General features: G+C 34.5%; 10 protein-coding genes. 7 read left to right on the top strand and 3 right to left on the bottom strand.

What is annotated here, in order from left to right:
* Positions 1-85 precede the first annotated feature (85 nt).
* From HYN56_RS21330 to HYN56_RS21315, 4 genes are all read left to right on the top strand, one after another.
* On the top strand, positions 86-3,103 hold the full coding sequence (locus HYN56_RS21330; RefSeq protein WP_240622608.1) for a SusC/RagA family TonB-linked outer membrane protein: 3,018 nt from the start codon (positions 86-88) through the stop codon (positions 3,101-3,103).
* Positions 3,104-3,130: 27 nt separating this feature from the next.
* Complete coding sequence (locus HYN56_RS21325; RefSeq protein WP_109194045.1) at positions 3,131-4,642, top strand: RagB/SusD family nutrient uptake outer membrane protein; 1,512 nt, start codon at positions 3,131-3,133, stop codon at positions 4,640-4,642.
* Positions 4,643-4,922: 280 nt separating this feature from the next.
* Positions 4,923-6,167 carry a glycoside hydrolase family 71/99-like protein gene (locus tag HYN56_RS21320; protein WP_109194044.1) on the top strand — a complete coding sequence of 415 codons (1,245 nt, stop codon included), beginning with the start codon at positions 4,923-4,925 and terminating at the stop codon, positions 6,165-6,167.
* A gap of 25 nt (positions 6,168-6,192) precedes the next feature.
* Positions 6,193-8,211, top strand: a complete 2,019-nt coding sequence (locus HYN56_RS21315) for a glycoside hydrolase family 97 protein (protein ID WP_109194043.1) — start codon at positions 6,193-6,195, stop codon at positions 8,209-8,211.
* Between the two features lie 404 nt (positions 8,212-8,615).
* Here HYN56_RS21315 and HYN56_RS21310 read toward each other — a convergent pair whose 3' ends face one another.
* Positions 8,616-9,530, bottom strand: a complete 915-nt coding sequence (locus tag HYN56_RS21310; RefSeq protein WP_109194042.1) for a hypothetical protein — start codon at positions 9,528-9,530, stop codon at positions 8,616-8,618.
* Between the two features lie 173 nt (positions 9,531-9,703).
* Here HYN56_RS21310 and HYN56_RS21305 point away from each other — a divergent pair, with 173 nt between their 5' ends.
* The 3 genes from HYN56_RS21305 (at position 9,704) to HYN56_RS21295 (ending at position 13,019) form a co-directional block, all read left to right on the top strand.
* Positions 9,704-10,180, top strand: a complete 477-nt coding sequence (locus HYN56_RS21305; protein WP_109194041.1) for a MarR family winged helix-turn-helix transcriptional regulator — start codon at positions 9,704-9,706, stop codon at positions 10,178-10,180.
* Positions 10,181-10,242: 62 nt separating this feature from the next.
* Positions 10,243-11,661 carry an MATE family efflux transporter gene (locus HYN56_RS21300; RefSeq protein WP_109194040.1) on the top strand — a complete coding sequence of 473 codons (1,419 nt, stop codon included), beginning with the start codon at positions 10,243-10,245 and terminating at the stop codon, positions 11,659-11,661.
* 191 nt (positions 11,662-11,852) lie between these two features.
* A complete protein-coding gene (locus HYN56_RS21295; protein WP_109194039.1) occupies positions 11,853-13,019 on the top strand; it encodes a hypothetical protein in 1,167 nt (388 codons plus the stop codon).
* Between the two features lie 153 nt (positions 13,020-13,172).
* On the opposite strand, the gene HYN56_RS21290 is transcribed toward HYN56_RS21295, so the two are convergent.
* Positions 13,173-13,607 (bottom strand): DUF6526 family protein, encoded by a 435-nt coding sequence (locus tag HYN56_RS21290; protein ID WP_109194038.1) that lies wholly within the window; start codon positions 13,605-13,607, stop codon positions 13,173-13,175.
* A gap of 297 nt (positions 13,608-13,904) precedes the next feature.
* Entirely contained in the window at positions 13,905-14,390 is a 486-nt protein-coding gene (locus tag HYN56_RS21285; RefSeq protein ID WP_109194037.1) for a DNA-deoxyinosine glycosylase, read from the bottom strand.
* Positions 14,391-14,506 lie beyond the last annotated feature (116 nt).

Below are 14,506 nucleotides of genomic sequence, written 5' to 3'. Positions count from 1 at the left end.
GAGCATAAATGAAAAGTTGGTAGTAAAACCAATAGTTGATATGCGAATTACATATGACATATAAAAAAACAATAAATAGTTTCATATGAATAGTAAAAATACAAAAAGCGTCCTGCATCAAATGTGGACTGCTAAAGCAGCGGTATTGATGATATTTATGCTTTTTCTTTCTGCTGGTTTATTTGCACAAGGGAAAAAACAAATATCAGGAACCGTTTACGACAATACAGGCAACGTTTTGCCGGGAGCTTCTATCATTGAAGTAGGAACAAAAAACGGAACTACAACAGATTTTGATGGTAAATTTAGTCTTCAGGTAGCCGTAGGAGGTGCAATCGAAGTTTCTTTTATTGGAGCCACTACACAGAAAGTTCAGATTACTGCCAATACTTCAAATTACGATGTGCGTTTGCAAAATGACGGTTACGCGCTGGCAGAAGTTCAGGTAGTTTCTGTAGGGTACGGTAAAGTAAAAAAATCAGATTTAACCGGAGCTGTTTCAACTGTTGGAGCCGATGATTTAGTAAAAGGAACTATTTCTTCTACAGAGCAGGTTTTACAAGGAAAAGTAGCAGGTTTAAATATCATTCGTCCTTCCGGAGATCCTGCAGCAGGTTCTACAATCCGTCTTCGTGGAGGAACTTCTTTAACGGCAAGCAATAGTCCGTTGATTGTAGTGGATGGTATTGCAGGTGTAGATATCAACGTGGTACAGCCGGCAGATATTAAATCGGTTGACGTTTTGAAAGATGCTTCTGCAACAGCAATTTATGGTTCCAGAGGAGCAAATGGGGTAATTATGATTACAACTAAATCGGGAACTAAAGGAGTTTCTGTAACTTATAATGGTTTATCAAGCATTGGTTACGTAACAGATAATTTAGATCTATTATCAGCCAATCAATGGAGAGGTTATGTTCGTCAGACAGGAAATGCAGATGCTGTAGATTACGGTGGAAATACCAATTGGCAGAAAGCAATCGAGCAGACAGCGATTTCTCAATCTCATACTTTAAGCATCAATTCCGGTAAAGCAGACAGTGGTTTTAGAACTTCTATCGGATATTTAAATAATGAAGGTGTTATCAAAAAATCCGGATTGGAAAGAATCAGCGGAAATGTTAGCGCTTATCAGTTTCTTGGAGATAACAAAGATGTAAAATTTGATATGGGATTATTTGCGAATATCGACAAATGGCACCCAATTGATTACAGAATTTTTGAAAGAGCTTATAACTTAAATCCAACAATTCCGGTTTACAACGAAGATGGATCATTTTCTTCTGTAACAGGAAATATTTATCAAAACCCTGTGGAGATTTTAACCAACAGAACATTTGATAATGAAAGACACAGACTTTTAGGTTATTTCAAAACAGATGTGAAATTCTTAAACGATTTTACGGCTACAGCCAATATTTCGTTAGAGCACAATGCCGTAAAAGGAGGAACGTACAAACCATCTTATGCCGTTATGGAAGGTCAGACTGAAGGTGGTTTTGCACAAAGAACTTATGCAGAATACACCAATGCGCAAGGAGAACTTTATGTGAATTACAGTAAAATAATTGATAAACATAACATCAGCGCTTTAGCCGGATATTCTTATCTGGAAAATATCTACGAAGGATTCGGAGCACAAAGAGGCGGTTTCGTAACAGATGCTTTCAGCTACAATAATTTAGGAGCAGGTTACAATTATCGTTTGGGAGACGTGTATTCATACAAAGGAAAATCAAATTTAGTTTCTTTTTATGCTCGTGCTAACTACGGTTACGATGGTAAATATTTATTGACCGCAACTGTAAGACGTGACGGATCAAGCCGTTTTGGTGAAAACAATAAGTGGGGAACTTTCCCTTCTGCTTCTGCAGCGTGGAGAATTTCTAACGAAGATTTTATGGAATCTTCAAAAGGCTGGTTAGACAACTTGAAATTGAGAGTGGGTTACGGAGTTACAGGTAATCAGGACGGAATTGGAGAGTACAAATCGCTTTCTATTTTAGGAGTTGGAAACGACAGTTACTACGATCCAGTTACTAAAACATGGAGCTTGGCTTATTCGCCAAAACAAAACCCAAATCCTGATTTGAAATGGGAATCTACAGAGCAAATTAACGTTGGTTTTGACTTCGGCCTTTTCAACAGAATTACAGGATCTTTCGAATATTATTCTAAAACAACAAAAGATTTATTGTACACTTATGAAGTGCCTCAGCCTCCGTATTTAGTGGGAACTATGTTGGCTAACGTAGGTGAAATGTCGAACAAAGGTGTGGAATTGACATTAAATGCAGATATCATTAAAGGAGATAAATTCAACTGGAATGCCAATTTGACTTTAGGACATAACGTTCAGAAAATCGAAAAACTTTCGAATCCAACTTATAAAACTGATGTAATCTACAGTGGTTCTTTACATGGTTTAGCTGGAATGTCCGGACAATATTCTCAGATTATTGCTGAAGGATATCCGGTTGGGACTTTCTGGGGATTCAGAAATGCAGGTTTAGATGCGGATGGTAAAATACAATATTACAATGCTTCTGGACAGGTTGTACAAGAAAGCGCTTTGGTTGATGCTGATAAAACAGACTTAGGAAATATTCAGCCGGATTTAACTTTAGGTCTTGCGATGAATTTTACTTATGGAAATTTTGATCTTGGAATTTCAGGATATGGAATGTTTGGACAAAAAGCTTTAAATGCAACCAACATGATGTTAAACGATCCTAACAGATTACCATCATTTAATGTGCCGGATGATTTCTTAAGCAGCGGTATCACTTCTGCTCCAAAATATTCTGATTATTGGATAGAAGATGCTTCGTTCTTTAGAATTCAAACTTTATCTCTAGGGTATACTTTGCCATTGAAATACAAAAAATCTAAAGTAAGATTCTATGTAATGGGAGAAAACCTTTTTGTATTCACAAGTTATAAAGGTGTAGATCCGGAGATTGGATTAAATGCTCAGGACGGAATTAATCAGACCGGAGTTATGGACACAACTGGATTGGCTGCTCCTGGAATTGACAGATATAACAATTATCCTAGACCAACAACAATTTCTGTTGGATTAAATTTTACGCTGAATAACTAAGCGAATTGATAACCTAAAATATTAAAAATGAAAATCAAAATAACAGCAGCCATACTTTTAAGCATGTTTTTTGCGGTGTCATGTACTGATTTGGATGAACAGTTGTATGATAGAGTTGAAGATGGAAATTTTGGAAATACCACCAAAGAAGTTGACGCACTTGTGGGTGGAGCTTATTCATCTCTAAGAGGTTTTGCCGACGGAATTTCAAACAACTATCCAACTTGCGAATATGTTTTCTTTTTGAATGAAGTAGTTTCAGACGAAGCTACAATTCCAACCAGAGGAACCAACTGGTATGATGGAGGTCAATATCAGGATGCGCAAAAACATACCTGGAAAGCAGACAACAGAATGATTCTTTCGGCCTGGCGTTACAATTATACCGGAATTGCCAAGATTAATGCTATCATTTATCAGGTAAATAAATCTTCTTTGTCTGATAAAGCTAAAGAGCCCATTTTTGCCGAATTAAAAGCGCTTAGAGCTTATTACTATTACAATCTTTTGGATTTATTTGGAAATGTGCCAATCGTAACCAATTTTGAAGACACAGATCTGCCTTCGAATTCAACCAGAAAACAGGTTTACGATTTTGTTGAAAAAGAATTGACAGATGCGATTCCGCATCTAAATCCAAATGTGGTATATTCTAAATTGACCAGAAATGTTGCTTATTCAATTCTGGCAAGATTATATCTTAATTCAGAAGCATTTATTGGTGTGGCACGCTGGCAGGATTGTTTAGATGCTTGTCAGAAAGTTACAGGTTATAGTTTAACACCGGATTTCTTTGCCAATTTCATAACAGAGAATCAGACTTCGCCTGAAATTATTTTTGCTATTCCTTACGATTCAAAAGCAGGAACAGTTGGAAACTATATGAATTCAATGTCTGCACATTATAATCAAAAACTGGCTATTTCCGCAATACCAAACAATTATCCATGGAGTGCTAACGGAATGTGCGCGCAGCCTGGAGTTTATTCTGCTTTCGCCGATACAGACAAAAGAAAAAAATGTATGCTGGAAGGCGATCAGATCAATCTGGCAACAGGTTCTGTAATTATTATGGATAATGGAGAGCCATTAACTTATACTGAGAATCTGACAAGTTTAGAAGATGCTAAAGAAAATGAAGGAGTACGTTTGGCTAAATACGAAATGAAAGCAGGAGAACAATGGGAGCGTGATCACGATTTTGTATTGATTCGTTATTCAGAAATCTTAATGATGCAGGCAGAATGTTATGTGCGTTTAGGTTCTCCGGATTTGGCAAGACCATTTGTACAACAAGTGACTGCACGCGCTGGAGAAGAAATGCCAACAACAATTGATTTGGCCTTTATTGATCAGGAATTGTTGAAAGAGTTCACTTTCGAAGGAAGAAGAAGAACAGACAATATTCGTTTCGGAACATTCTTCCTGCCTTGGTGGTCAAAAGGAGCAACAGAGAAATACAGAGCGATTTTCCCAATTCCAAGCACTGTTTTAACAACAAATAAAAACTTAAAACAAAATCCTGGGTATCCAAATTAGGTTACTAGAATGTCAGTCTTCCATGTTGGTTAGTCGTGGAAGGCTGACATGTTTTTAATTTTTTGCAACAGATGCTAAAAGGTTGATTACTGAATTTTAGGATTTAAAAAGTGATTTTATTTCACGCAGATTCTGCAGATTAAAGCAGATTTAAATTTAAATATCATAAAAAAGAATCTGCTTAAATCTTTTTTAAATCTGCGTGAAATAAATTACCCAAGAATAAAATCCTTGTAATTTTTATAATCTGTGGCAAAAACAAAATATAAAGCACAACAATATGAAAAGATATATCACATCATTGGTTTTTGGTTTAATGAATATTGTGATGGTTGCCGGATGCAGCAGCGATGACAAAGGCTCAGATAAACCAACAGAACCGGAAAAAACAGCACCTGTTGCGATTGAGAAAACCAACAGTACCAAAATTTATATGCATTACATGCCGTGGTTTGAAACCAACGAAAGCAGTGCCGATAAAAAATGGGGATATCACTGGACAATGGCCAACAAAAATCCGAACAATGTAGGAGCAAACGGCCGTAGAGAAATTGCATCTTATTATTATCCGCTGATTGGGCCTTATCATTCAGGCGATAAAAATGTGATAGAAAATCATTTATTACTGATGAAATATTCAGGAATTGATGGTATTCTGATCGATTGGTACGGCACCTATGATGTAAATGATTACCGCATGGTCAAAGAAAATACAGAGCAGTTAATTGCAATGCTGGATAAAGTAGGTTTAGAATATGCGATCGTTTATGAAGACCGATTTTTAACCAATGTAGTCAATGCTGGAAAAGCAATTTCGGTAACCAGCGCGGCAAAAACAGATTTAGCTTATGTACAAAATAATTATTTTACTGATGCTAATTATATCAAAATTAATGGAAAACCTCTTCTAATGAATTTTGGTCCAATTGTCCTACAGACTGCTGCTGAATGGACGAATGTATTCGGAACTTTAACTACAAAACCAACATTTTTAACCCTTTGGGATCATTCATCTAAAGCAGGGGATAATGCTGCGGGAGAGTATGCATGGGTTTATAAAGACAATAGTTATTTGACTAATTTTTATACCAATACCAAACCAAAATTGGGAGTTGCAATGGGAAGCGCTTATCCTGGGTTTAAAGATTTTTATGCTGAAGGTGGAGGCGGAGCGGCAATTGGATGGACAATCGAACATAACAATGGAGCAACTTTAGATGCTACGCTTGCTTTAGCACAAAATGCCAATATCAATTACCTTCAATTGATTACGTGGAATGATTTCGGAGAAGGAACTATGTTTGAACCAACTGTTGAATTTGGATATTCCTATATCGAAAAAATAAAAGCTTTTGCCGGAGTAAAAAGTACAGAAAATGTTTTTCCCGATATCAGCAAATTGTATGATTTACGCGTACAGAAAAAAGGTAATGTCGATGCCCAGAAAAAACTCGATCAAGCGTTTAATTATTTTGTTTCGATGCAGTCTGCTAAAGCAAAACAGATAATGAGCGAAATTAAATAAAGCTGTAATTAATACAATTTACATAATGAAAAACAATAAATATAGATACTGTATAGTCGCGCTGGCATCCCTGTTGATTTTTGCCTGCAGTACTAAAAAAACATATAAAATCAGTTCTCCTGAAAAGATCTCTGAACTTACTTTTGAATTAACGCCTTCAGGTCAGCCTCAATATAGTTTTTCTTCTAACGGAAAATCGGTTATTGAGCCTTCATTAATGGGATTTGAGTTTCAGGGATTAGCTAAAATGACGGACGGTTTTGAAGTCGTTTCAACAGAAGAAAAATCGGCAGATGAAACATGGGAACAGCCTTGGGGTGAATTCAAAAAAGTGAGAGATCATCATAATGAGCTGATTGTCCATTTAAAAGAAGCAAAAGGTGAGGAACGATTGGTTGATATTATTTTCAGGGTTTTTGATGATGGTTTAGGTTTTCGATACGAATTTCCGAAACAGCCTAATTTAGGAAAAGTCAAAATCTCAAATGAAGTAACACAATTTACTTTTAAAGATAATAATGAAGTCTGGTGGATTCCTGTTCATCGCGAAAACAGTTATTACGAAAGTGAATATCGTAAAACGTTAATGAGTAAAACAGATACGATAAATACACCGGCAACTTTTGAAACCAAAGATAAATTGTACGTAGCGATTCATGAAGCCAATTTAACAGATTTCGCTTCAATGACTCTTTTAAAAACATCAGATAAACAATATAAAAGTGATTTGGTGCCTTGGGCTGATGGTGTGAAAGTATATGCAGAAACGCCTTTTAAAACGCCTTGGAGAACAATTGTGGTAGGTAAAAATCCGGGAGAAGTAGCTACTTCAACTATTATGCTGAATCTAAACGAACCTTCAAAAATTGAAGATTTATCATGGATTACGCCTTCAAAATATATTGGAATCTGGTGGGGAATGCATTTGGACAAATTCACTTGGGGTCAAGGACCCAAACATGGTGCCACAACCAAAAACACAAAAGAATACATCGATTTTGCTGCGAAAAATGGTTTTGACGGTGTTTTAGTGGAAGGATGGAATGAAGGCTGGGATGGCGACTGGACTGCGGATGGTTCTGCTTTTAGTTTTACAAAAGCCTATCCGGATTTTAATTTGGAAGAAATTACAAAATATGCTGCTGTGAAAAATGTTCGTTTAATCGGGCATCACGAAACGGCTGGAGCAACTAAAAATTATGAAAATCAACTGGAAGATGCTTTCAAATTGTATCAGAAAATGGGAGTGAATTCGGTTAAAACAGGTTACGTAAATAAATATCTGGATAAAAAAGAATGGCACGACAGCCAGTATGGGGCACGTCATTACAGAAAAGTAATCGAAACGGCTGCCAAATATCATATTATGATTGATAATCACGAACCAATGAAAGGAACGGGATTGCAGCGTACTTATCCAAACTTTATGTCACAAGAAGGCGGAAGAGGACAGGAATACAATGCATGGTCTGTAGATGGAGGAAATACTCCGGAGCATTTAACGACTTTGCCTTTTACCAGAATGCTTTCCGGACCTTTTGATTATACTCCGGGGAATTTCAATTTTGATTATAAAACACCATCAGGAGCAAAAGTGCAGACAACTTTGGCCAATCAATTGGCATTGTATGTTATTATTTTCAGTCCGCTGCAAATGGCTTCAGATTTACCTGAAAATTATGAAGGAAAACCGGAATTTCAATTTATAAAAGATGTTCCGTGCACTTGGTCAGATACTAAAGTTTTAGATTCAAAAATTGGAGAATACACTACAATTGCCCGTAAAGACTGGGATGAGAAAAACTGGTATTTAGGTTCCATTACAAACAGAAATGCACGTAACTTAAAAGTAGCTTTATCATTCTTAGATCAAAACAAAGAATACGAAGCAGAAATCTATGCAGACGGAGCAGGAGCCAATTATAAAACCAATCCGTATCCGGTTGCAATCTCTAAACAAAAAGTAAACAGCAAAACCGTTTTAAACATTAAGTTGGCTGCTGGCGGAGGAACAGCAATAAAATTCTCTCCAATCGAGAAATAAGTTTTTTCAGTTTCTAAGATGCTAAGGTTCTAAGATACTGAGTTTTTTGAGTTAAGTAGTTTAAGTTTGGTAATAAACCCGATAGCAGAGCAGTTATCGGGTTTGTTTTTTGTTTCAGGTTTAAAGTTTCAAGTTTTCTTAGCTTTGAACATAATTTTACCGCAAAGAGCGCAAAGGTATTTTTGCTGTGTGTTATGTTTTGATAATATTAAGTTCGCAAAGCTATATCAACACACAGCTTTGCGAACTTTATGTTGGTAAACATATTTCTTTTAAAAAAAACTTTGCGTAAATCTTTGCGTGCTTTGCGGTAAAAAAAAACGATAGCAAAGCAGTTATCAGGATTGAGGTAAAAAAAATATACTCAAAGTATAGAACCTTAGAATCTTAGCAACTCAAAAAAACTAATGCTTATAAAGCTTCACATGATTACCGAAGCTGTAAGTTGCGGTTAAAGTTGGACCATTATAGCCCCATTTGAAGAAACCATTTAGTCTTTCTTTTTCCATATCCACTCTAATATTTAGTCCAGTATAACCCGCCATTAAGCTGAAGTTTTGATAGACATTATACAAAATAGATAAATTGTAACTCAATAATCTTCCATCAAAATCATTGATTTTAATAGCAAAATAATTAAAGTTAGCATAAAGACCCACTTTTCGTCCTAATACGAATTCTCCCCAAATACCAAGATCCGGAAGAGGAGCAGTAAAGCCAAAATTATCTTTAACCTCTAAATTTGCTGTTGCGCCAGCCAGTCCTATTCCCACATCGCCAAATAAAACGTGTGCACCAATAAGAGCTCCGATTTCATATTTAGGTTTCGATACAAATGCATAACCATAAGTAATTCTTCCGATATGATTGTCCATGAATGCATAAACTGTAGCATCTACAGGATATACGTGATCACGAAATTCGATTTCTTTTTGTAGTGTTTTAGTAGAATTTCTACTTAAATAATAATATTCTGCACCAAGTCTTGATCTTCGGGAAATTCTCCATTCAAAAGCACCAAAAAAAGAAGTTGTACTTTTGTTAAAGCCAAGGTCTTTTTCAAAATCAATTATATTTCCAAATTGACCATTATTACTACCGACTTTAACTTCTGTATTATTAACAGGAAAAAAAACTCCGGCTGTTACTTTAAATCTTCTTGCGTGCCACGGAAGATCATCTGCATAATTGTCCTGAAAGTTTTCACTTTCAGTTTTTACAGTCGTTAAATTTTCAATTAAAGTGTTTTCTGCAAATGTCTGAGCATTTAACGGAATCCAAAAAAATGTCATTACCAAAAAAATAAATAATTGTTTCATCAGAGTAGTTTTTTAATTTTTATTAGGCAATTTTTAACAATTAAAGTTAGTGAAAATATTCTTTCATTTTGGTTTTAAACTAGATTATTTATTTTGAAGTATTTGGTAATCAGTAAAATATAAATTTTGTTTAAAATTAGTTGACATGTCACTCTTTTTCATAAATTTGCATCATGGAAAAAACACAGACCAATAAAGAGAATTTTTCAAATTTTTGGAAAGAGGAAATATCAGATAGTTTCTTCTTTCAGATTCATCGAATTAAAAGAGCAATTTTCAGACGGACAAACGCGTTAATGACTGATGCAGGAATTACATTGCAATTAGAACAATTACCGCTTTTAATGATTTTAAATCAAAAAAGCCTTTCACAAAGAGAATTGTCAGACAAAACGATGCGTGATAAATCTTCGATTCTTAGAAGTATTAACGCTCTTGAAAAGAAGAATCTGGTTGAGGTTGTAAAAGATAAAACGGATAAACGAAAGAATATCGTAAGTCTTACGAACGAAGGAGTTAATTTGGCTAAAAGTATTCGGTCTCTTATGAAAAGGGCGGAAGAAGAGGTGATGTCTGTATTTACACCAAAAGAAAGAATTGAAGCTTTGAACGCAGTGAGATTTTACGCAGACAAATTAGAAACACTTTAATTTTTTTTAAGATTTAAAAGTTGATATGTCAACTTATTTTAAATGATTATTTTAAACAGAAAATGAAAAAAAACGAATTATTAGAAGGACCAATTCTTTCTTCACTATTAAAACTGGCAGTTCCAATTATGATTGCCAATCTTTTGCAGGCGGCTTATCAGTTAGTTGATGCTTTTTGGGTTGGACGTTTGGGCGGAGATGCTGTAGCTGCCGTTTCTGTGAGTACACCGGTAATCTTCTTAACCATAGCTTTAGGAACCGGACTTGCCATTGCCGGATCTATTTTAATTGCACAGTATTTTGGCGCAGGAAATCAGGAAATGGTCAATCATGTGGCGGCGCAGACTTTGTCTATGGTTATTATCGTTTCGGTTGTATTGTCTATTATTGGATATATTCTAAGTCCATACTTTTTATATCTTTTGAAAGTCGAACCTCAGGTTTATATCGATGCTTTAGGATTTATGAGAGTAGCGTTTGTAGGTTTGGTTTTTAGCTTTGGATTTATGATTTTCCAATCCATTATGCGTGGAGTTGGACGTGTAACGTTACCGGTTTATATTGTTTTGGGAACGGTAATTTTGAACTTTGCTTTAGATCCGTTGTTTATTTATGGATGGAATTTTATTCCGGCAATGGGCGTAAAAGGCGCAGCATTAGCGACATTATCGACTCAGCTTTTGGCGATTATTATTGGATTTGCGATCCTATTTAGAGGAAAACACGGAATTCATCTTAGGATTCAGGATTTCAAACCGGACTGGAATCATATTAAAAGAGCTTTCCAAATAGGATTTCCATCTTCTATAGAACAATCTATGCGTGCTTTAGGAATGATGGCAATCACGTTTCTGATAGTTCGCTTTGGGACAACAACTGTAGCTTCGTATGGTGCAGGTTCCAATTTAATTCAGCTAATTTTGATTCCGGCTTTAGGGCTTTCAATGGCAATTGCCACTTTGGTCGGACAAAATATTGGTGCCGGAAATGTAGATCGCGCTGCCGAAATTTCAAAACTGGGAGCTTATCTGGGTTTTGGATTATTAACGGGATTAGGAATTATAGCTTTCATTTTTGCACCTTATTTAATTGCTTTTTTCGTTCCAAGAGATCAGGCGGTTATTGAAGGAGGTACAGAATTGCTGAGAATAACCTGTCTTTCCTGGGGATTTTTAGGATTACAGCTTTGTTTAACCGGTGTTTTCCGTGCCGTTGGAAATACTAAACTTCCTATGATTCTGACTTTGGTTTCACAATGGGTAATTCAGTTTCCATTGGCTTTTATTTTGTCTCATAACACACCTTTAGGAAAACACGGAATTTGGTGGGCTTTCCCAATTGCTTCAGTTGTAACAGCTTTAATTACAGTTGTAATGTATGTAAAAGGCGATTGGAAAAAAGAAAAACTAACCGGAAAAATCAACAAATTAATTGATAAAGTAGATAGCGAAATCGTAAAGGAAGGGTTTGAGGTTAAATAAGGTTGGTTTTGAGTTACAAAGGTACAGAGTGACAAAGAAACAAAGGTTTTGTAGAGACGCACAGCAGTGCGTCTTTTTTTTTCAGGGTTTAGCAAAAAAAAACTTTGTCCCTTTGTTTCTCTGTCCCTTTGTCCCTTTTAAGAAAAAACTTAGTATCTTAGAATCTCAGAACCTTATCAACTTTAAAAAAAATGACCCAAAATCTAAAACGTTATTTCTTAAAATCTTTAATTTTCTTAGCCTTAATTCATTTAGTTTATTTTTTATACGGTTATTTTACTTTTGAAGGAATAGCAAATATTGATACATATACAGAGTTTTACCGTTTTAAATTTTACGATGATGTTTCGATTTCGCACTTTTTTGTGAGTGGCTTGTTTTTGCTTTTCTTTCTTATTTTTTTAATAAAAAATCATTCCAGACAAAGTTATAAAGGCGGAAGTCTGTTTCAGATTGCAGGCTGTTTATTGGTAATTTCATTTTTGACATTTTCCTTTTTTATCAGTTATAGTTTTGGTATGAATGCCAAACTGAAAACAGAATTGTCTGAAAGTGATTTAAATAAAGACAAAAGAATGTTGAATGTTCTTAATCCGTTTTTGTATTGGTTTACTTCTTACAGTTCAGAGAAATTGTTTAATTACGAGAACATATTATATCCAAAACCTTATCCAGTAATAAAACAAGAAGACACAATTGTCCCGGGAGAGTATCCGATAATTGAAACCAATTATTACAGTGTCGATACCATCAAAGCTTTAACCAATACTTTTGATAAAACAACCAATAAAACAGACAGTATTTTAGATATTCTTGGTTTTGACAAAGAAGAATTATACAAAAGAATCATTTCTAAAAAAGTGATTAAGGATAGTACAGAAATTATTTTCAAAAGTGTTCAGGTGCGTCCGGAACATGATGACGACATTTGTATCTTTTTGCAGAACAAATCATTGTTTAAACCAATTAAAGGAGATTCTGTTTATAAACAGCAATATCAGTCGGCTAAAGACCGCTATAAATTATTGTATCAGTCTAAAAAAGATTCTTTGACTTACGAGTTCCAGAAATTAGATACGCTTTTTAGAAAATATAAAATTGAGACGACTATAGTTCCAAAAGAATTAACACAAGATATTTATCGCTTCAGAGACAATCATGATGATCCTATAAGCGGCATAAGAAATACTTTTGACAGAAAGGCTTTAACAGAAAAGTTTTCCGTTTTAGAGAGGTTATTTTATGAGCCAAATTATCTTCATCCCAATATCATTGCCATATACTTTGCAGTAATTGTTTCGGTTTGGATTTTATTATTTCTTTTCTACTTGATTTTCAATAAAAAGAAATTGCAATAACAAATAGCAATGATAAAAATCAATAGCAATGATAAAAATCAATGGCAATGACAAAAATCAATGACAATAAAAATTTTGTTGTTCTCATTGGTATTGCTATTGATTTTTGTAATTGCCATTGCCATTGATTTTTACCATTAATTTTTGAAATTGCTAAACTCTATGATAATCGGCTTTCCAGTGTACGATTGCTTTTTTGATAGCGTTGCCGCTCAAGCCATTTTTCAGGGCGTCTTCGATAAGTGGAATCAATTCGTTGTCTGGAGCAAATCGTAAAGCAAATATTTGATCGTCTGTTAATTTGTATTCAAATTCTTCAAATCTTTTACCGGTTAAAGTAAAATAGCGATAACGCATTTCCAGACGTACAATTCTGTTTTGCAGGGTCAATGCGTAATGTTGACGAAGCATGTAGGCAACGGCAAACAAGAAAATAAATGCAACGCTTATAAAGGACCAAATTAAATAATCTTCTGTTGTAAACGCAAAATATATACTGCAAATTAAGAATACTATTAAAACAGGATAATATATAAAATGGTGTGGTTTGTAAAACCTTATATGATTGTAATAGGTCTGAATCTTCATGTTTTTTCTTTTAAAGATACTGTAAAAAACAAAGCTGCTCTATAAAATTATAGAGCAGCCTTTTCCCAAAAATAAACTAACATAACCAATGTTCTCTTTATAGTATAAACCTTTTACAGTTTTCTAAATAATTTTAGTAAGAATAAAGCCTTCCCTCTTCGTTAATCAAATCTTCAATAGGACTTATTTTTCTTTGATGTAAAATTAGTTCAGGAGTAGTCGTAATTTGTTATACTTTAATCGGAAAAAGTTACATGATTCCAATATTTGGATTTAAATTCTATAAAAAAAGAACAGTTACAATAAGGTTTTAATGATGTTCCACTCATTCAATTTGTCCTGAAAACCCTTGCCAGCATTGGCGGGACTGGTAGACGGAAGTGTGATTTTTTTATATTCTTTATTTAAATGAACATATTTCTTAAAAAAGGCTGCTGCTTTTTGTCCATTAAAAAGAATAGTATCTATATGAGGATGTTTTTCCATAAAATTTTCAAAATCATTAGCTATTTCATTTTTGATGGCGCTGTCTAAGCTTCCAACCCGGTCACAAAATTGTAAGACATCCCAAAGTGCAATATTTTTTTTGATCAATAAATTTTGTCTTGTTTCGTAATCGTATGAAAATTCTTCGTTCAGTATTGAAAATAAAAATTTCCAGAAGTTATTTTGATTGTGTCCATAATATTGATTGAGTTCCAAAGATTTTATTCCCGGCATTGTGCCTAAGATGAGTATTTTAGAATTTTTTGAACTTATGGGAGCAAAAGAGAAACTTTTCATATTAAGTAATCGATATTTTTTGAGCTAAGTTAAAATAATCATTAATAAGGAATTATAAAACAAAACGCGAAAATTATATAACATTATTGATTTGTGATTAAACGAACTTTGAATCA

Origin of the sequence: Flavobacterium crocinum, assembly GCF_003122385.1 — a bacterium.
Lineage (GTDB): Bacteria > Bacteroidota > Bacteroidia > Flavobacteriales > Flavobacteriaceae > Flavobacterium > Flavobacterium crocinum.
The sequence above is the reverse complement of the archived record's forward strand: the minus strand, read 5'-3'. Positions and strand labels throughout refer to the sequence as shown.

Bases quoted from the DNA above. Each gene is read 5' to 3' on its own strand.
- HYN56_RS21285 (WP_109194037.1), bottom strand. From the start codon at position 14,390: ATGAAAAGTTTCTCTTTTGCTCCCATAAGTTCAAAAAATTCTAAAATA.
- HYN56_RS21300 (WP_109194040.1), top strand. From the start codon at position 10,243: ATGAAAAAAAACGAATTATTAGAAGGACCAATTCTTTCTTCACTATTA.
- HYN56_RS21295 (WP_109194039.1), top strand. From the start codon at position 11,853: ATGACCCAAAATCTAAAACGTTATTTCTTAAAATCTTTAATTTTCTTA.
- HYN56_RS21310 (WP_109194042.1), bottom strand. From the start codon at position 9,530: ATGAAACAATTATTTATTTTTTTGGTAATGACATTTTTTTGGATTCCG.
- HYN56_RS21320 (WP_109194044.1), top strand. From the start codon at position 4,923: ATGAAAAGATATATCACATCATTGGTTTTTGGTTTAATGAATATTGTG.
- HYN56_RS21330 (WP_240622608.1), top strand. From the start codon at position 86: ATGAATAGTAAAAATACAAAAAGCGTCCTGCATCAAATGTGGACTGCT.
- HYN56_RS21325 (WP_109194045.1), top strand. From the start codon at position 3,131: ATGAAAATCAAAATAACAGCAGCCATACTTTTAAGCATGTTTTTTGCG.
- HYN56_RS21315 (WP_109194043.1), top strand. From the start codon at position 6,193: ATGAAAAACAATAAATATAGATACTGTATAGTCGCGCTGGCATCCCTG.
- HYN56_RS21305 (WP_109194041.1), top strand. From the start codon at position 9,704: ATGGAAAAAACACAGACCAATAAAGAGAATTTTTCAAATTTTTGGAAA.
- HYN56_RS21290 (WP_109194038.1), bottom strand. From the start codon at position 13,607: ATGAAGATTCAGACCTATTACAATCATATAAGGTTTTACAAACCACAC.